Consider the following 16,114-nt stretch of genomic DNA (forward strand, 5'->3'; position numbering starts at 1 on the left):
CACCGGGGAGCACCCCGGGATCGGCGGCTCGACCGGCCGGCCGATCCGCACGCGCGACTCGGTGGTCGCGCTGTGGGAGGACGCGCGCCGCCGCCTGGAGGCGGCCGGCGCCACCACCGTCGTCGTGGACCTCCCCGTGGTCTCGAACTACGAGGGAGACCGCCCCGGCGCCCCCACGATCGCCACCCGCGGCCTGGTCTCCCCCGCCTACCTGCGCCAGGAGATCGTCGACCTGTGCGCCTGGGCGTGGGACGAGTTCCTGCGCGCCAACGGCGACCCGGCGCTGGGCACGCTCGCCGACGTCGACGGCGCGACGGTCTTCCCCCACCCCGAGGGCGCCCTGCCCGACCGCTACAACCGGCTTCGACGACGACGTCGCCGAGTACCCCGAGTGGGTGCGCACCCACCCCGGCACGCGCCTCGAGGACCTCACCGAGCTGCCCGCCGGGCTGCGGGGCCTGGACGAGACGCGCCGCCTCGACCTCGACGAGTGGATGGCGGCCCACGACCTCGACGCCGTCGTCATGCCGACCGTCGCCGACGTCGGGCCCGCCGACGCCGACGTCGACCCGGCCTCGGCCGACGCCGCGTGGCGCAACGGGGTGTGGGTGGCCAACGGCAACCTCGCGGTCCGGCACCTGGGCATCCCGACCGTCACCGTGCCGATGGGCGTCATGGCCGACACCGGCGTGCCGGTGGGCCTGACGTTCGCGGGGCGCGCGCACGACGACGCCGCGCTTGCTCGTCCTCGGCTCGGCCTTCGAGGCGCTCGGACCGCTCCGCGTCGCCCCGCCCCGCACCCCGCGCCTGGGCTGAGGCTCCCGCGTCGTCGCGGGCCCGACGGCCTGAGGGGTCGCGGGCGTCGCCCCAGCACCGCTCACCGGGTGCGACGGACCCGGCGACCCCAGACTCGACCGGTGAGCGTCCCGGGAGACACCGCCCCGCCCGAGCCCACCTCGCGCCTGGGCGGCGCCCTCTTCCGCTTCGGACGCGCACGGCGCGACGTCCTCGCCTCCGTCCTGCAGCGCTGGGGCTGGAGCTGCGCCGTCCTCCCGTACCCGGGGTACGGCGCGGGCGGGAGCACGCGGGTGCTGGCCCGCGTCGTCCTCGCCCCGCCCGGGCGCGAGCCGAGCGAGGTCCGGGGCGTCGCCGCGTGGCGCCGCCTGGTGACGCTGCAGCGCTCCCGCGTCGACGTCGAGGTCACCGCTGCGGGCCAGGGCGAGGGGCACCGGGTCCGCAGCGGCCCGGGCGGGTTCGTCGACGCGACCCTCCCCTGGGCCCTGGAGCCCGGCGAGCGCACCGTGCTCCTGCGGGTCGGCCGCAGGCCCCCCGTGGAGGCGACCGTGCACGTCGCCGACCCGGCGGCCCGCACGGGGATCGTCTGCGACGTCGACGACACCGCCCTGGTCACGGGCCTGGCGCACCCGCTGCGCGCGGCCTGGCAGACGATGAGCCGCGCCTTCGCCCAGCGGGTCCCCGTGGAGGGGATGGCCGACCTGCTCAGCGCCGCGCACGCGCAGCTGGGCGGGACCGGCACCCCGGTCGTCTACCTGAGCAACGGTCCGTGGAACTTCAACGGCCCGCTGGTCCGCTTCCTCGCGCGCTGCGGGTTCCCCGCCGGCCCGCTGCTGCTGACGCAGTGGAGCCCCACCGACCAGGGGTTCTTCCGCGACGGCCGCGCCCACAAGCGCCGCAGCCTGCGGCGGCTGCACGCGGACCTCCCCGACGTCCGCTGGCTCCTCGTGGGCGACGACGGCGAGCACGACCCCGCGATCTATGAGGAGTTCGCCCGCGAGCACCCGGACCACGTGGTCGCCGTCGCCCTGCGGCAGGTCGCCGTCGGAGCGGCCTCAGCCCCGGTGGCCGAGCACCACGGCCCGGTGCCGGTCGTGCGCGGACCCGACGGGCACGCGCTGCTGGAGCGCCTCCGCCCCGTCCTCCCGTCGCCCGCCCCCTGAGGGACCACCCGCGCGGGGCTGCTCGAGCGCTGCGACGTCGTCGACGCCCCGCGCGGCTCGTCCGGTGGCCGCCGTCCAGCGCAGGTGCAGGAAGTTCGCGGCCCCGACCAGCGCGGTGACCGCCCACGACAGCACGAGCTGGGTGGTGGTCGAGGTCCCCGGCGCGAGCACGTCCGCCAGGGCCAGGACCGCCGCCGTCAGCGCGGTGCCGACCACCGCGGAGGCCGCCCCGGACAGGTGCGCGTCGCGCAGCGACGGGCGCCCCGTGCCCCGGAACGTCCAGAGGCGGTGGGTCTCGTTGACCGCGAGGGTCGAGACGGCGCTGGCCACGACGCTGGGGACGACGACGGCGCCGCCCGACTGCGCCAGCGCCAGGTACACGAGGGAGTAGACGGCGTTGCCCGCGCCGCCCGCGGCGACGAACCTCACGAGGGCCACCACGTCCCGCCGGGCCGGCGCCGTCTGCATCACGGTCCGAGCGTGGGGTCGGGGCCGGCGCCGCCCCTGGACGGACCCTGTGCGCCGCTCGTGGACCGCGACGGTCACGACCGACCCGTGCACCTCGGGGCCGGTGGCGCGCAGGCGCGTGGTCGTCGAGGGGGTGCAGGGCGGGTCGTACCGTCGTGAGGTGCCCGCCTCCTCCCCCAGCACCACCGGCCGGGCCGTCGACAGCTCCGTGCGGGGGCTGCGGGCCCTGCTGCGGTGGACGCCGCAGACCGGGACCGGCCCCGCGGCGGTCCGCGCCGGCGTCACGGTCGCCGTCCCGCTGGTGCTGCTCGCCGCGGCGGGGGCGCGTCGACCTGGCGCTCTACGCCACCTTCGGCGCCTTCACCGCGGTGTACGGGCGCCGGCCCGACGGCAGCGCCGACGTCCGCGTGCAGGCGCGTCACGCCGTGGTGCTGGTCGCGGCGGTGGCCACCGGGTGCGCCGTCGCCCTCAGCGACCACCGCGCCCTGCTCGCGGTGCCCGTCGCGGCGGCGTGGGCGGCGGGCGCTGCGGCGCTCTCGGAGCGCCAGCACTGGCGCCCGCCGGGCCCGCTGTTCCCGGTGTTCGCGGTGGGTGCCTGCTCGGCGGTGGCCCGGGCCGACCCGGGCCAGGCGGCCGCGTCGGTGGGCGTCGGCGTCGGGGCCGCGGTCCTCGCGCTGGTGGTCAGCGCGGTGAGCGGGGTGGTTCCCGTCCGGCGCGCAGCACCGGCCCGCCCGACGACGGCGCACGCCGCCCCGGCGCCCGCGTCGCGGCAGCGGGTCCAGGCCCTGCGGTGCGGCGTCGCCGTGCTGGTCGCGGGGGCGCTGGCCACGGCCGCCCCCGGGCAGCACCCGTACTGGGCGATGGTCGCCGCCGTCGTGCCGATGGCCGCCGCCACCCTCGGCGGGCAGCTGCTGCGGGCCGCGCACCGCGTGGTCGGCACCCTGGGCGGCCTGGTGCTGGCCGGGGCGCTGCTGGCCCTGCCGCTGGGCACCTGGGCGGTGGTCGCCGTCGCCGTCGCGCTGCAGGTAGCGGCCGAGCTGCTCGTCACCCGCCACTACGGCGCGGCGATGCTCGCGATCACCCCGCTGGCGCTGCTGGTCGGCCAGCTCGCGCACCCCGTGCCGGTGGGTGCGCGGCTGGCCGACCGCGGCCTGGAGACGCTGCTCGGCGTGCTGGTGGGGGCCGCCGTCGTCGTCCTGACGCGCCAGCGCCGCGGTCGCCTCCCGGTCAGCGACCCGCGCTGACCAGCGGCCCGAGGGCGGCGGTGCGGACGTCGAGGAGGTCGGCCCAGGCACCCAGGTAGTCACCCGTGCAGACGACGGCGCCCTCGGGGCGCAGCGCCCCGTCGTCGAGGGCCACGGCAGCGCTGCTGACGGCGTCGACGGCCGCCGCCACCTCCGCGGCGACGACCTCGGTGCGCACCAGGGCCGCGGCGGTCGCCCGCACCAGCGCCTCGTGCTCGGCGGCGCTGACCCACGGGCTGCGGCCGTCCGGCCGGTACCCGCAGGGGGCGTCGCTGACCGCCGAGCTCACGGCCACCAGGCCGCGCAGCATCCGCTGGAGGTCGAGCAGGGCGACGACGAGGAGCTCGCTGCCCACCAGGCCCCCGCCCGAGCGCTGGGCGACCGCGGGGTCGCCGGCGCGGTCCGCCACAGCGCCCGCCGCCGTCAGGAGGCGCCCCAGCCCGACGGCGTGGGAGGTGTGGGTGCTCACCGCCCTGACGGTGCGGCGCCGTCAGCGCCGTCGGGCCAGGTGATGCCGACCTTGCCGCCCTGGGCGGCGTCGGCCACCGCGTACGCGCGCTCGGCGTCCTCGATCGAGAAGGTGTCGCTGACCAGGCGCTCGGGGTGCAGGTCCCAGAGCACCAGGTTGCGCAGCAGCTCGCTCATCCGCCCGTGGAGGTGACCCACGAGCCGTGCACCGTCAGCTGGCGGTGGATCAGCACCTCCGAGACGTCGACCGTGAGCTGGCCGCCCTCGCCGACCAGCGCCGCGCGGCCCCACCGGCGGGTGTGGCGCAGCGCCGTCAGCTGCCCGCGGCCGTTGCCGGAGCAGTCCACGGCCACCTCCGCGCCCCCGCCGCCCGGGCCGGGCAGCAGGGCGTCGAGCTCCTCGTCGGAGCCGGCCACCGCGTGGTCGACGGCGCCGAGCTCCAGGGCCAGCGCGCGGCGCTCCGGGCTCGGGTCGGTGCCCACCACCAGCGGTGAGCCCATCGCCCCGGCCAGCAGGCCCACGGCGCAGCCGACCGGGCCGAGCCCGGTGACCAGCACCCGGTCGCGCCCGGAGACGTCGACGCGGCACAGCGCCTCGTAGGCGGTGCCGAAGCCGCAGGCGACCACCGCTCCGTCGAGGAAGGTGAGCTCGTCGGCAGCACGAGCAGGTCGCGCTCCTCGGCCAGGAGCAGGTCGGCGTGGCCGCCGTCGCGCTGCCAGCCGTAGGCCGCGCGCCCCGCGCCGGTGCAGGAGATCTGGTAGCCGCCGCGGCACTCGTCGCACTGGCCGCAGCCGGAGATGTGGTAGACGACCACGCGGTCTCCGACAGCGATCCGCTCGACCCCGGAGCCCACCGCGACGACGCGCCCCGCGGGCTCGTGGCCGCCGACGACGCCCTGGTAGGCCTCGGGCCCCTCGCCCAGGTGCTCGCGGTAGATCGCGCGCAGGTCGGAGCCGCAGATGGTCGAGGCGCGGGTGGCCACGAGCACCTGGCCGTGGCCGACCTCGGGGTCGGGGACCTCCCGCAGGTCGACCTGGCTGCCTCCGGGCAGGAACGCTGCGCGCATCGGGGACCTCTCCCTGGGTGAAGACCGCTCATCTGAGCGGCATCGCTCAGATGAGTGAAGTCTGGGGCTGCGCAGCGGCGGCTGTCAACGGCTGTGGCAGGCTCCCGGCGTGGCGCAGACCAGGGGCGGTGCCCGAGCAGCGGGCCTGGGCACCGGTGGCCTCGCCCTCGCCGTCGAGGCGGCCCGCCGCTTCCACCTCGAGGGCGCCTCCAAGGTGCAGATCGCCGCCGACCTCGGCGTCAGCCGCTTCAAGGTGGCGCGGCTGCTCGAGGCCGCGCGCGCGGCCGGGGTGGTGCAGATCCGCATCGGTGCGCCCCCGCAGCTCGACGGCGCCCTGGGCGACGCCCTGCGCGAGCGGTACGGCCTGCGGCAGGCCCTCGTGCTCACGGGTGAGCACGACGCCGACGACGACACCGAGGCCGGGCCCCTGGGCGGCGCCGTGGGCCGGCTGGCAGCGGACTACGCGCAGCAGCTGGTCTCCCCCGACGACGTCGTCGGGCTGGCCTGGGGCCACGCGATGTCGGCCGTGAGCGCCGGCTGGACCGAGCACACCCCGGCGCGGTTCGTGCAGCTGGCCGGCACCATCGGCAGGCCCGACGTCCGCCTCGACGCCCCCGGCCTGGTGAGGACCGCGGCGGCGGCTGCGGGCGGCACCCCCGCCTACTACTACGCGCCCCTGCTCATGCCCGACGCCGCGAGCGCCGCGGCGCTGCGCGACCAGGCCGGGGTCCGCGAGGCGCTCGCCGAGCTCGACGAGCTGACGCTGGCGGTCGTCAGCATCGGCGCCTGGGCGCCGGGCGAGTCGACGGTGTTCGACAACCTCGGACAGGCGGACCGCGAGGTCGCCGCGGGCGCCGGCGTCGTCGCGGAGACCACCGGGCTCCTGCTCGACGCCGGGGGGCGCGTGGTCGACGTCCTCGCCGACCGGGTGCTGGCCGTCAGCGCCGAGCAGCTGCGCCGCACGCCGCGGGTGGTGGCGCTGGGGGTCGGCGCCGGGCGGGCCGGCGCCGTGGCCGCCGTGGCCCGCAGCGGGCTGGTCGACACGCTGGTCACGCACTCCGGGCTGGCGCGGGCGCTCCTCGAGGTCTGAGGCCCGGACTCAGAGGTCCTTGCGGGCGAAGGCGGTGGTCGCCACCCACAGGACCATCGCCACCCACACCGCCGACCAGAGCAGGTACAGCGGGGTCGGCGAGCTGACGGACAGGAACGGGAATGCCTCGGCGCCCTGCCCCATCGCGGCCAGGGCCGTCGGGTCCTGGAAGGCGTGCATCGCCCCGCGCCACAGCCCGTCGGTGGGCAGGACGACGCGGCTGACCTCACCGACGCGCGCCACGCCCTCGTTGCCGAGCGCCGAGCCGACCCCGCCGACCACCCCGGAGATCCAGGTGGCCCCGAAGAGCCCGACGGCCACGACGCCGGAGGCCATCGGCGAGACCGCCGTCGACAGCAGCAGCGCCAGCGTCAGGAGCACCACCGTCTGGCCGGCGAGCAGCAGCAGGCCCGCCACCGGGTCCGGCGGCCAGTAGCCCACCGCCCACAGCACCACGAGGCACAGCGCGAACGCCGCGACCACGACGTAGGTGCCGCCGAACACCGCCAGCCCGAGCCACTTGCCGAGCAGGTACGCGGAGCGGCGCACCGGCCGGGCGAGGACGGCGAGCGCCGCCCCCGACTCGGTCTCCCCCGCCACGGTGGGGCCGGTGAGGAACGCCGTGCCCAGCGCCGCGATGAGGCTGAGGCCGAAGAGGACGAGGTTGAGCACCTGGGAGGCGGCCACCCGCGCCTCGCCGCTGGTCAGCTCGGCGCCCAGGCGCCAGAAGCCCCAGCCCGCGAGGCCCAGCAGCAGCACGGTCAGGGCGGCGAGGGCCAGCACCACCTTGCGGCGGGCCGCCTCGCGCAGGGTCAGCAGGGCGATGACGCCGGTGCTGCGCAGCTGGTGGCTCACCGCGAGGCCTCCTGGTGCTGTGGCTGGGCGTCGGGGTGGCCGTCGGGGTGGCGCAGGATGCCGAGCAGGCGCTCCTCGAGGCTGACCCGCACCGGCTCGACGGCGTGGACGGCCACGCCGAGGGCGGCGAGGTCGCGCACGAGGGCGGGCACCCGACCGCCGTCGTCGCCCTGGTCGCCCTCCGGCAGGGCGGTGAGCGCGACGGTCCAGGTGTCGCCCTCGCGCTCGACGGGGCCGGTGGCGGCCAGCCGCTGCTCGGCGGCGGCGGTGACGCCGGACAGCTCCAGGCGCAGGCGGCGCTGGCCGAGCAGCTCGGCGAGGGTCCCGGCGGCGGCGACCCGGCCCCGGTCGAGGATCACCACGCGGTCGCAGACGCGCTCCACCTCGCCGATGAGGTGGGAGTTCAGCAGCACCGCCGTCCCCTGCTCGCGCAGGCCGAGCACCACGTCGCGCACGTCGGCGCGGCCGACGGGGTCGAGGGCGCTGGTCGGCTCGTCGAGGACGACGAACGCCGGGCGGGCCACCAGCGCCACGGCCAGGCCCAGCCGCTGCTGCATCCCCTTGGAGAACCCGCCGACGCGGTCGTCGCCGCGCTGGCCGAGCCCGACGAGGGCGAGCCGGTCGCGCTGCTCCGCGGCGGGCACGGACGCCCCCGACAGGCGGGCGTGCAGCGCCACGACCTCGGCGGCGGTGAGCCAGGGCTGGTAGCGGAAGAGCTCGGGCAGGTAGCCGACGCCGGCGCGGGCGGCCGGGTCGTCGACGGGACGGCCGAGCAGCAGCACCTCCCCGGAGTCCGGGCGGACCAGGCCCAGCAGCATCTTGATGACGGTGGTCTTGCCGGCGCCGTTGGGCCCGAGCAGCCCGACCACCTCACCGCGCCCGACCTGCAGCGACACGTCGTGCACGGCCTGGTGGCGGCGGAAGCGCTTGCGCAGGTGGGAGCACCACACCGCCGGGGAGGTCGCTGGGGACCCCTCAGCGGTGGGGTGCTCCCCCGGGCTCATCAGCGCAGGCCCCGGGCCACCGCGAGGAGCTCGTCGGTGCCGAGGGTCCCGGCGACCGCCGTCAGCTCGCCGTCCTGCGTCCAGACCACGGCCGCCGTGCTGCCGTCACGGGCGGTGATGGTGGTGGCGGGCACGCCGTCGACGTCAGCGGTCCCCGTGGTCGCCCGGTCGCTCGGGACGGGGAGCGGCAGGGTCGACCCGGTGGAACCGTCACCCGTGAAGGTCGCGAGCTGCGCCGCGACGTCGGCGGGCAGGCCCGGCAGCGAGAGCAGGTAGTCGCGGACCTCGCTGAAGGGCGCGCCGGTGGAGTCGGCGGTCGGAGCGACGCCGCGGGCCACGGCGAGGGCGGGCAGGCCCGTCGACGACGACCAGGTGGCGAGCACCCCGGGGCCGGCGGTGAGCCGCACGGTGGTGCCGTCGAGGCCGGCGGGCACCGGCGGCAGGTCCTCACCGGCCGCCGCTGCCGAGGCCGCGGCGCGGGCGGCGGAGAAGGTGAAGCTCGAGCTGCCCCGGTCGCCCACCTGGTAGGTCGGCTGGCCGGTGACCCCGCGGGGCAGCTCGGCCACCCGCGGCACGGCGATGCCGGTCGCCGCCTCGGCGGCGGCGGCGCTGTCGACGGCGCGGACCTGCACCTCCTGCTCGGTGGACGAGGTGGAGACCTCGCCGAACGCGCTGGGGTCGGGCAGGTCCACGAGGTCGGTGGAGGTGAAGCTCACCGGCTGCACGCTCTCGGCCTCGAAGATGCGGAACCAGTCCGAGGCGGCGGCGGTGCTGGCACCGGCCACCACGACGGCGACGCCGAGCGCCACGGCTCCCGGGCGGCGCAGCCAGCCGCGCGAGCGCCCCGACGGTCCCGCGGCGGCGGCCCGCGACCCGCCGTCGGCCGCCGCGGTCTGCAGGCGGTGCCACGCGGCGTCGGTGCGCGCCTCCGGCACGGTGCGGTGGCCGCCCAGGGCCCCCGCAGCTGCGTCGGCGTCGGCCCGGACCCCGCTCAGCACGCGCTGGCAGCGCGCGCAGGCGGCGACGTGCCGGTGGTCGGGGTCGCTGACGCCGGCGGGCTCGTCGACGACGCGGCGCAGGACGCCCTCAGCGGGGTGACGCATGGTTCCTCAGCTCCTCGCGCAGTGCGCTCTCGGCGCGCCGGACCGTGGTCCCGACGCTGGTGGGTGACAGGTGCAGGGCCGAGGCGACCTCGGCGTAGCTCAGGCCGCTGTGCCGCAGCACCAGGGCCGTGGCCTGCTTGCGGGGCAGGCGGGCCAGCGCCTCGCGCACGCCGCGGCGCTCCTCGGCGGCGACGACGTCGTCGGCGACGTCCCCCGCGACGGCCTCGTCGTCAGCGCGCCCGGCCACGACGGCGTCCTCGCGGGCCGTCCGGCGGCGGCGGGTGCGCAGCGCGTTGAGGGCGGTGTGCGTCGCGGCGACGCACAGCCAGCCGCGGGCCTGGTCGGCGGGGACCCGGGAGCGGGCGAAGGACAGGAAGACCTCCTGCGCGACGTCCTCGGCCTGGCCGCGCGCGTCCGCGCTGGTGCCGAGCACCCGCGCCGCCACGCCGACGACGAGGGCGTGGTCGCGGCGGAACACCGCCTCCAGGTCCGGCCTCAGCTCCAGCACGCCACCTCCCGAGGGCGCGCGGGTGCGGCCCGCCCCCAGGGTGCGCGCCGGCGCGGCGAGGGCGAGCGGCGGCCCCGGGGGTCCGGCGCTGGTCCGGTCTGCGGCGTCCACACCTCCTCAGCACCGCGGCGGGCCGGGATGTGACACCGGTGCGAGAAACCCGTCGCCGAGGCAACAGGTCCGGCCCCCGTCTGCCGATGGGGACACCACGAACGTGTTCCACACCGGGGAGGCACCACCATGAAGATCCTCGTCGCCGACGACAGCCGCGTCATGCGGCAGATCGTCATCCGCACCCTGCGCCAGGCCGGGTACGACTCCCACGAGGTGGTCGAGGCCGAGAACGGCCGCGAGGCCCTGGAGAAGGTCGCCTCCGAGGCCCCCGACCTGGTCCTGTCGGACTGGAACATGCCCGAGATGACCGGCATCGAGTGCCTGCGGGCGCTGCGCGCCTCCGGCTCGCAGGTGCCCTTCGGGTTCGTCACCTCCGAGGGCTCCGACGACATGCGCTCCACCGCCTCGGCGGCCGGTGCGCTGTTCCTCATCGCCAAGCCGTTCACGGCCGAGACGTTCGAGGACGAGCTGGCTCCGGTGATCGGCTGATGCCCCCCTCGCTCGCCGCCCTGCTGGCGCCCGCCGGCACCTCCGCCGGCCCCTCCGCCGGCCCCAGCCTCCACGTCGACGCCGAGGGCCAGCTCGCCCTGGAGCTCCAGGCGTGGATGCTCACCTGGGACGTCGCTCCCGCCGCGCTGCAGCACCTCGTCGAGGGCGCGGTCACCGGCGCTCCCGTCGAGACGGCCATCGGCGCTGACGCCCGCGCCGACCTGGCCCGCATCGTCGAGCGGGCGGGGAGGGCCCTGCTCGCGGAGTGAGCCGCACCCGAACCGCTCGAGGTCGCGGGGGGCCGTGCGACCGGAGCCGACCTACGCTCCGGAGCATGGCTCCCCGCCGCCGTCCCCTCGACGACCTGCGCCAGGCCGCCGGCCGCCTCGGCGAGAGGGTCGGCGACCACCTCCCCCGCCCGGGCCAGGGCGGTGAGGACCGCCTCGGCGACCTGTTCCGCCCCCGCCTGCCCCCGGCCCGCCCGCTCGCCCTGGTGCAGGCCGACCTCGACGCCCTCGTCGGGCTCGACAGCGTCAAGGAGCAGGTGCGGGCGCTGGTCGCGTTCCTGCAGGTGCAGGCGCGCCGCAAGGAGCACGGGCTGCCGGAGGTCGCCACCTCCCAGCACCTGGTCTTCCTCGGCAACCCCGGCACCGGCAAGACGACCGTGGCCCGGCTGCTCGCGGAGATGTACCGCGCCATCGGCCTGCTGCAGCGGGGCCACCTCGTCGAGGTCGACAGGGCGGCGCTGGTCGGCCAGTACGTCGGCGCGACGGCCATCAAGACCGACCGCGTCATCCGCCAGGCCCTCGACGGCGTGCTCTTCATCGACGAGGCGTACTCGCTGGCGCCCGAGGGCGAGGGCAGGCTCGACTTCGGCCCCGAGGCCATCGAGGTGCTGCTCAAGCGCATGGAGGACCACCGCCACCGCCTCGTCGTGGTGGTGGCCGGCTACCCGCGGCTCATGGACGCGTTCCTCGCCTCCAACCCCGGGCTGCGCTCCCGGTTCGCGCGCGAGGTCCACTTCCCCGACTACTCCGTCGACGAGCTGCTGGCCATCTTCGGCGGCACCGCGGAGCAGCACGAGTACGTCCTCGACGACGAGGCCCGCGCGGTGCTCCGCCGCGTCTTCGCGGGCGCCGCAGCCGGTGGAGGCTCCGGCGGCGGCACGGGCAACGCGCGCTTCGCCCGGACCCTCTTCGAGCAGGCCCTGAACCGCCAGGCGCTGCGGCTGGTCCGCGACGGCGCGGCCCCCGACGCCCTCGAGCGCGACGACGTCGTGACCCTCACCGCCGGCGACGTCACGGAGGCGGCCCGGACCCTGGGCGAGGAGCCGCTGGTCGACGTCGAGCCGTCGCGCTGGCGGCGCTGGCTGGCCTGAGCACCGGTCCCCGGGCGGCCACCAGGGCCGCCCTCAGGGCGACGCGGTCGTCGAAGCCGTCGGTCCTCGTCCCCGTCGTCATCTCGCGCCCGGCGCCGCGCCCGAGGACCACCACGACGTCCCCGGGCCGGGCACCGGCCACGGCGGCGGCGAACGCGTCGGCCCGGTCGGGCACCTCGCGGACGACGGCGCGACCGCCGCTGCGGGCACCGGCGGCGACGAGGGCCCGCAGGAGCGCCGGGTCCTGGTCGTGGGCGCCCTCGTCGGTGACCACCACGACGTCGGCCAGGCGTCCCACCGCCGCCCCGAGCGGTCCGGGCTTGCCGGGGTCCCTGCCCCCGCGCTGCCCGACGACCACGTGCAGGCGCCCCGCGGTCAGCGTGCGCAGGTGCGCCAGAGCGCGCTCGACGCCGTGCGCGTTGTGGGCGAAGTCGACCAGCGCCAGGAAGGGCTGCCCGGCGTCGACGACCTCCATGCGGCCCGGCACGAGCGCCAGCCGCTCGACGCCGAGGACCGCGGCGTCGAGGTCGGCCCCCGTGGCGGCGAGCGCCGCGAGCGCCGACAGGGCGTTGTCGGCCTGGTGGGCTCCGAGCAGGCGCAGGTGGACGGCGCGGTCGGCGGTGGGGCCCCGCAGGCGGAAGCGGGTGCCGGTGGCCGTGGCCTCCACGCGGGTGGCGGTCCAGTCGGCGGGCTGCCCGCGGGCCGAGGTGGTGACCAGGGGCACGCGCCCGTCGTCGGCGACCCGGCGGGCCAGGCGGTGGCCCCAGCGGTCGTCGACGGACACCACCGCGAGCGCGCAGCGCCCGGGCTCGAACAGGCGCGCCTTGGCCTCGAAGTAGCCGTCCATGTCGCGGTGCAGGTCGAGGTGGTCGGCGGCGAGGTTGGTGAAGACGGCGGCGCGGAAGCGGGTGCCGTCGACGCGGTGCAGCGCGAGAGCGTGGCTGGAGACCTCCAGCGCGGCGGTGGCCACGCCGGCGTCGCGGAAGACGGCGAGGTCGCGCTGCAGGTCGGCGGCCTCGGCCGTGGTGAGGACGGCGGGCCGGTCGACGCCGGGGCCCCGGGTGACGACGCCGCTGAGCAGTCCCGCGGGTCGCCCGCCGGCGCCGAGCGCCCCAGCGGCAGCGGCGGCGGCGCCCGCGTGGAGCAGGTGGGTGGTGCTGGTCTTGCCGTTGGTCCCGGTCACGCCGATCACGTCGAGCTCGGCCGAGGGGTGGTCGTAGAGCCAGTCGGCCAGGGGGCCGGCGCGGGCGCGCGGGTCGCTGACCAGCAGCGTCGTCAGCCCGGGGCACGGGCGGTCGCTGACGGCCGCGACGGCGCCCCGGGCGAGGGCCGCCGGCGCGAAGCCCGCTCCGTGGCGCCCCGCCCCGGGCAGGGCCAGCCAGAGGTCACCGGGTCCGACGCGGCGCGAGTCGTGGTGGAGCCCGGTGACGACGGGGCCGTCGCCGGGACCCGGCTGACCCGGTGGCGGTGCGGCCCCCAGGAAGGAGGCGACCTCCGCGAGGGTCTTCGGCCGGTGGCCACGAGGCGCGCGGGGCCGGCTCATCCCCCGAGGGTCGGCGCCGCGGCCCTCGATCACCAGTGCGGGACTCCGCCGAGGGGGCGTGCGGTGTCCGCCCACGGGCGGAGACCGGGCGGGGCGGGCCCAGCTGCCGGGCTGATCCGCCGGGCGCCCCCACCGGCGCAGGCTCGGGGGACCACCGCCGACGGAGGAGCCCCCGATGTCCACCACCACCGACCGGACCACCGACCGGCACGACGACCGGCACGACGACCGCGCCCTGACGACGCCCGAGGGCGTCCGCCGCTACAAGCGCCGCACGGCCCGCCTGCAGCTCGCGATGGTGCTCGCCGCCGCTGCCGTGCTCGTGCTGGCCCTCCTGTTCCCGCAGGTCTGAGTCCCGCCAGCGGACCTGTGGCGCGTGCGGTGGCGCGCGTCACAGGCCGCTGCGACAGTGGGAGCACCCCCTCGGTTCAACCCCAGCCGACTCGTCCCCTGGACTCGACGGGACATCGCCATGGCCGAGAACGCCACTTCCCCCACCCCCCGCGCCGACGGCGCCACCACCCCCGACTGGCACGACCGGCACGACGACCGGCGCGCCGGCAAGGCCGGCCTCGGGGTCGCGGCGCTCGGCGTCGTCGTCCTCAACGTCGCCCCGTTCATGGACTGGGTCGACCCGGCCGGTGACGGGGACCCCCGCACCGGCTACGCCACCGACTCCCTCGTCCCCTTCACCGCCTACCTGGCCCTGGGCCTGCTGCTGGCGATGCTCTACGCCGCCTCGCGCGCCCGCCGCGGGCAGCACCGCGGCCTCACGCTCGTGTCCATGGCGGCCGGCCTCGCCGCGACCGTGCAGTTCGTGGCCTTCGCCGTCCAGCCGATGGGCGGCCTCGAGCGCGGCGACGACCTCGCCGCGCAGGTCGGCGTCTACGTGGCCATCGTCGGCTCCGCCCTGTGGGCGCTCGGCTCGGGGCTGCTGGCCCGCGAGGTCGAGGGCGACGACGAGCACACCGGCGCGTTCCTCGCCGCGCGCTGACACCCGGCGCCCCCGGGGCCGCCCCCACCACCCGCAGCACTCCGGCGCCGAGCCAGCGCGCCCGAACACCCCCGACCGACGGAGGTCACCCGTGTTCCGCTACGACCCGCACCTGCAGTTCACCAGCAAGCCCGACAAGCCCGACGCGGTCCTCGCCATGAAGATGCAGGAGCTCATCGGCGGCCAGTTCGGCGAGATGACCGTGATGATGCAGTACCTGTTCCAGGGCTTCAACTGCCGCATGCCCGGCAAGTACAAGGACATGATCATGGACATCGGGACCGAGGAGATCGGTCACGTCGAGATGCTCTCCACCATGGTCGCCCGCCTCCTGGAGGGCGCTCCCGCCGAGACCACCGAGAAGGCCGTGGCCGCCAACCCGGTGCTCGGCGCGATCATCGGCGGCATGAACCCCCAGCACGCCATCATCGGCGGCGGCGGCGCACTGCCCTTCAACAGCCAGGGCATCCCCTGGCAGGCCGGCTACATCGTCGCGTCGGGCAACCTGCTGGCCGACTTCCGGTCCAACGTCTCCGCCGAGGCCCAGAGCCGCCTGCAGACCTCCCGGATCTACGGCATGACCGACGACCCGGGCGTGAAGGCGATGCTGCAGTTCAACCTGGCCCGCGACACCTTCCACCAGCAGCAGTGGCTGCTCGGCATCCAGAACCTCATCGACGACGGCCTCTCGGACTCACCGCTGGAGGACTCCCGCTCCGCCGAGGAGGACAAGGTCCACGACCACACCTTCTGGTCCTTCCGCACCGAGCCGAGCCGTGCCGCCGAGGGCCGCTGGGCCAGCGGTCCCGCGCTCGTCGGCGACCAGCAGATCCAGTACCTGCCCGAGCCCGCCGCCCTCACCGACGACGACGGACTGCTGCCCCCGCCGGACCCGGAGCTGTTCGCCACCTACGACGGCGACCAGGGCCCCGGTGCCCCCGGCACCGCGGGCGGGGCCGCCGCCACCGGCGCCAAGACCGTCGCCGGCAAGATCAAGGACGCGCTGACCTGATCTGACCTCGACCTGACCGCACAGCCCCGCTCCGGTGCCGCGAGCACCGGAGCGGGGCTGCGCCATCGGCTGCCAGCGGCTGCCGATGGAGGTCAGCGGCCGTCGACGACCGTGTCGACGGTCCACTCCCCGCGGGCCTGCGCGTGCAGCGCCCAGTACTCCTCCGCGAGCGCGTCGGGGTCGAGCGCCGTGCCCGGGTCGATGACGCCGACGACGGTGACGCTGGCGACGTGCACGCCGTCGTCGGCCAGCTCCTCGTGCAGCACGGTGACGGCGGAGCGCAGCGCGGACTTGCCGATCGTCAGCGTGCCGTGCTCGGGGTCCGGGTACAGGGCCGGGCCACCGCCGGTGACCAGGAAGGTGCCGCGTCCGTCCGCGCGCATCGCGGGGGTGAGGACCTGCGCCGCGGTGAGGGCACCGACCACGTCGACGGTGAGGGCGTGCACGAGGTGGTCCTCGTCGCTGGTCAGGAGCCCGTCGCTGACCACCAGCCCGATGTTGTAGACGACGACGCCGGGAGCCGCCTGCTCGGCGAGGGCCGCGAGCGCCGCCCGGAACGCGGCGGGGTCGCCCGCGTCGGCCGTCGCGGTGTCGACGGACGCTCCCGCGGCGCGCAGCTCGACGGCGACGGCGTCGAGGGTCTCCTGGCTGCGGGCGACGAGGGTGAGGGCGAACCCCTCGCGCGCGAAGCGCCGGGCGATGCCCGCACCCAGCCCTGGGCCGGCGCCGATGACGACGGCGCGGCGGTGGTCGACCGGGACGTGGTGGGTGCTCACGGAGATCATGCCTACCCGCGCTGGCGCTGCGGTGCCCGTCGACC

At 77.1% G+C, this 16,114-nt stretch carries 19 protein-coding genes and 2 pseudogenes; 10 read left to right on the forward strand and 11 right to left on the reverse strand.

The features are described 5' to 3' along the window. Window positions 1-816: pseudogene (locus tag F1641_RS24030) on the forward strand (amidase family protein); the annotation flags it as partial. Between the two features lie 527 nt (window positions 817-1,343). Then, window positions 1,344-1,958, forward strand: a complete 615-nt coding sequence (locus F1641_RS24035) for a phosphatase domain-containing protein (protein WP_375541510.1) — start codon at window positions 1,344-1,346, stop codon at window positions 1,956-1,958. On the opposite strand, the gene F1641_RS17335 is transcribed toward F1641_RS24035, so the two are convergent. After that, window positions 1,851-2,711 (reverse strand): GtrA family protein, encoded by an 861-nt coding sequence (locus tag F1641_RS17335; protein WP_194907658.1) that lies wholly within the window; start codon window positions 2,709-2,711, stop codon window positions 1,851-1,853. The genes F1641_RS24035 and F1641_RS17335 overlap by 108 nt on opposite strands. Window positions 2,712-2,794: 83 nt before the next feature. Between F1641_RS17335 and F1641_RS23490 the strand changes: the two genes are divergently transcribed. Beyond that, a complete protein-coding gene (locus F1641_RS23490) occupies window positions 2,795-3,670 on the forward strand; it encodes an FUSC family protein (protein ID WP_194907659.1) in 876 nt (291 codons plus the stop codon). On the opposite strand, the gene F1641_RS17345 is transcribed toward F1641_RS23490, so the two are convergent. The 4 genes and pseudogenes from F1641_RS17345 to F1641_RS22590 form a co-directional block, all read right to left on the reverse strand. Beyond that, window positions 3,654-4,139 carry a hypothetical protein gene (locus F1641_RS17345; protein ID WP_194907661.1) on the reverse strand — a complete coding sequence of 162 codons (486 nt, stop codon included), beginning with the start codon at window positions 4,137-4,139 and terminating at the stop codon, window positions 3,654-3,656. The two genes, F1641_RS23490 and F1641_RS17345, sit on opposite strands and share 17 nt — an antisense overlap. Beyond that, a complete protein-coding gene (locus tag F1641_RS20195; RefSeq protein WP_206691422.1) occupies window positions 4,136-4,315 on the reverse strand; it encodes a hypothetical protein in 180 nt (59 codons plus the stop codon). The genes F1641_RS17345 and F1641_RS20195 overlap by 4 nt, the downstream gene beginning before the upstream one ends. Further along, on the reverse strand, window positions 4,312-4,764 hold the full coding sequence (locus F1641_RS20490) for a zinc-binding dehydrogenase (RefSeq protein WP_309225690.1): 453 nt from the start codon (window positions 4,762-4,764) through the stop codon (window positions 4,312-4,314). Before F1641_RS20490 ends, F1641_RS20195 begins: the two co-directional genes overlap by 4 nt. A gap of 86 nt (window positions 4,765-4,850) precedes the next feature. Continuing rightward, window positions 4,851-5,204: pseudogene (locus tag F1641_RS22590) on the reverse strand (alcohol dehydrogenase catalytic domain-containing protein); the annotation flags it as partial. Between the two features lie 109 nt (window positions 5,205-5,313). Here F1641_RS22590 and F1641_RS17355 point away from each other — a divergent pair. After that, window positions 5,314-6,294, forward strand: a complete 981-nt coding sequence (locus tag F1641_RS17355) for a sugar-binding domain-containing protein (protein ID WP_194907663.1) — start codon at window positions 5,314-5,316, stop codon at window positions 6,292-6,294. A gap of 9 nt (window positions 6,295-6,303) precedes the next feature. On the opposite strand, the gene F1641_RS17360 is transcribed toward F1641_RS17355, so the two are convergent. Genes F1641_RS17360 through F1641_RS17375 form a run of 4 tightly spaced genes read right to left on the reverse strand, consistent with a single transcriptional unit; the run spans window position 6,304 to window position 9,875 of the window. After that, window positions 6,304-7,149 (reverse strand): ABC transporter permease, encoded by an 846-nt coding sequence (locus F1641_RS17360; RefSeq protein ID WP_206691425.1) that lies wholly within the window; start codon window positions 7,147-7,149, stop codon window positions 6,304-6,306. Then, window positions 7,146-8,153, reverse strand: coding sequence for an ABC transporter ATP-binding protein (locus F1641_RS17365; RefSeq protein ID WP_194907666.1), 1,008 nt, complete (start codon window positions 8,151-8,153; stop codon window positions 7,146-7,148). Before F1641_RS17365 ends, F1641_RS17360 begins: the two co-directional genes overlap by 4 nt. Further along, a complete protein-coding gene (locus tag F1641_RS17370; RefSeq protein WP_194907668.1) occupies window positions 8,153-9,256 on the reverse strand; it encodes a hypothetical protein in 1,104 nt (367 codons plus the stop codon). Before F1641_RS17370 ends, F1641_RS17365 begins: the two co-directional genes overlap by 1 nt. Next, window positions 9,240-9,875, reverse strand: a complete 636-nt coding sequence (locus tag F1641_RS17375) for a sigma-70 family RNA polymerase sigma factor (RefSeq protein WP_206691426.1) — start codon at window positions 9,873-9,875, stop codon at window positions 9,240-9,242. The genes F1641_RS17370 and F1641_RS17375 overlap by 17 nt, the downstream gene beginning before the upstream one ends. Before the next feature lie 129 nt (window positions 9,876-10,004). Here F1641_RS17375 and F1641_RS17380 point away from each other — a divergent pair, with 129 nt between their 5' ends. The 3 genes from F1641_RS17380 (at window position 10,005) to F1641_RS17390 (ending at window position 11,745) form a co-directional block, all read left to right on the forward strand. After that, complete coding sequence (locus F1641_RS17380) at window positions 10,005-10,367, forward strand: response regulator (RefSeq protein WP_194907670.1); 363 nt, start codon at window positions 10,005-10,007, stop codon at window positions 10,365-10,367. Beyond that, window positions 10,367-10,636 (forward strand): hypothetical protein, encoded by a 270-nt coding sequence (locus F1641_RS17385; protein WP_194907673.1) that lies wholly within the window; start codon window positions 10,367-10,369, stop codon window positions 10,634-10,636. Before F1641_RS17380 ends, F1641_RS17385 begins: the two co-directional genes overlap by 1 nt. A gap of 65 nt (window positions 10,637-10,701) precedes the next feature. Beyond that, on the forward strand, window positions 10,702-11,745 hold the full coding sequence (locus F1641_RS17390) for an AAA family ATPase (RefSeq protein ID WP_194907674.1): 1,044 nt from the start codon (window positions 10,702-10,704) through the stop codon (window positions 11,743-11,745). On the opposite strand, the gene F1641_RS17395 is transcribed toward F1641_RS17390, so the two are convergent. Beyond that, the gene (locus tag F1641_RS17395; protein WP_194907676.1) at window positions 11,666-13,288 is read right to left on the reverse strand and encodes a Mur ligase family protein; all 1,623 of its coding nucleotides are present in this window, start codon (window positions 13,286-13,288) and stop codon (window positions 11,666-11,668) included. The two genes, F1641_RS17390 and F1641_RS17395, sit on opposite strands and share 80 nt — an antisense overlap. A gap of 175 nt (window positions 13,289-13,463) precedes the next feature. Here F1641_RS17395 and F1641_RS17400 point away from each other — a divergent pair, with 175 nt between their 5' ends. The 3 genes from F1641_RS17400 to F1641_RS22145 all read left to right on the forward strand — a co-directional run bounded on the left by F1641_RS17400 (window position 13,464) and on the right by F1641_RS22145 (window position 15,294). Further along, a complete protein-coding gene (locus F1641_RS17400) occupies window positions 13,464-13,640 on the forward strand; it encodes a hypothetical protein (protein WP_194907678.1) in 177 nt (58 codons plus the stop codon). Window positions 13,641-13,760: 120 nt separating this feature from the next. After that, window positions 13,761-14,282, forward strand: a complete 522-nt coding sequence (locus tag F1641_RS22140; RefSeq protein ID WP_194907680.1) for a hypothetical protein — start codon at window positions 13,761-13,763, stop codon at window positions 14,280-14,282. A 91-nt stretch (window positions 14,283-14,373) separates the two neighbouring features. Then, the gene (locus F1641_RS22145; protein ID WP_194907682.1) at window positions 14,374-15,294 is read left to right on the forward strand and encodes a manganese catalase family protein; all 921 of its coding nucleotides are present in this window, start codon (window positions 14,374-14,376) and stop codon (window positions 15,292-15,294) included. Between the two features lie 92 nt (window positions 15,295-15,386). On the opposite strand, the gene F1641_RS17415 is transcribed toward F1641_RS22145, so the two are convergent. Next, entirely contained in the window at window positions 15,387-16,070 is a 684-nt protein-coding gene (locus F1641_RS17415) for an SDR family NAD(P)-dependent oxidoreductase (protein ID WP_206691427.1), read from the reverse strand. Between the last annotated feature and the right edge of the window lie 44 nt (window positions 16,071-16,114).

The sequence above is a fragment of the Quadrisphaera sp. INWT6 genome, from assembly GCF_015390235.1.
Taxonomy (GTDB): domain Bacteria; phylum Actinomycetota; class Actinomycetes; order Actinomycetales; family Quadrisphaeraceae; genus Quadrisphaera.

Excerpts from the sequence above, each read along its gene's own strand:
- F1641_RS20195 (WP_206691422.1), bottom strand. The coding sequence starts at position 4,315 with ATGAGCGAGCTGCTGCGCAACCTGGTGCTCTGGGACCTGCACCCCGAG.
- F1641_RS17365 (WP_194907666.1), bottom strand. The coding sequence starts at position 8,153 with ATGAGCCCGGGGGAGCACCCCACCGCTGAGGGGTCCCCAGCGACCTCC.
- F1641_RS17370 (WP_194907668.1), bottom strand. The coding sequence starts at position 9,256 with ATGCGTCACCCCGCTGAGGGCGTCCTGCGCCGCGTCGTCGACGAGCCC.
- F1641_RS17380 (WP_194907670.1), top strand. The coding sequence starts at position 10,005 with ATGAAGATCCTCGTCGCCGACGACAGCCGCGTCATGCGGCAGATCGTC.
- F1641_RS17385 (WP_194907673.1), top strand. The coding sequence starts at position 10,367 with ATGCCCCCCTCGCTCGCCGCCCTGCTGGCGCCCGCCGGCACCTCCGCC.
- F1641_RS17390 (WP_194907674.1), top strand. The coding sequence starts at position 10,702 with ATGGCTCCCCGCCGCCGTCCCCTCGACGACCTGCGCCAGGCCGCCGGC.
- F1641_RS17395 (WP_194907676.1), bottom strand. The coding sequence starts at position 13,288 with ATGAGCCGGCCCCGCGCGCCTCGTGGCCACCGGCCGAAGACCCTCGCG.
- F1641_RS17400 (WP_194907678.1), top strand. The coding sequence starts at position 13,464 with ATGTCCACCACCACCGACCGGACCACCGACCGGCACGACGACCGGCAC.
- F1641_RS22140 (WP_194907680.1), top strand. The coding sequence starts at position 13,761 with ATGGCCGAGAACGCCACTTCCCCCACCCCCCGCGCCGACGGCGCCACC.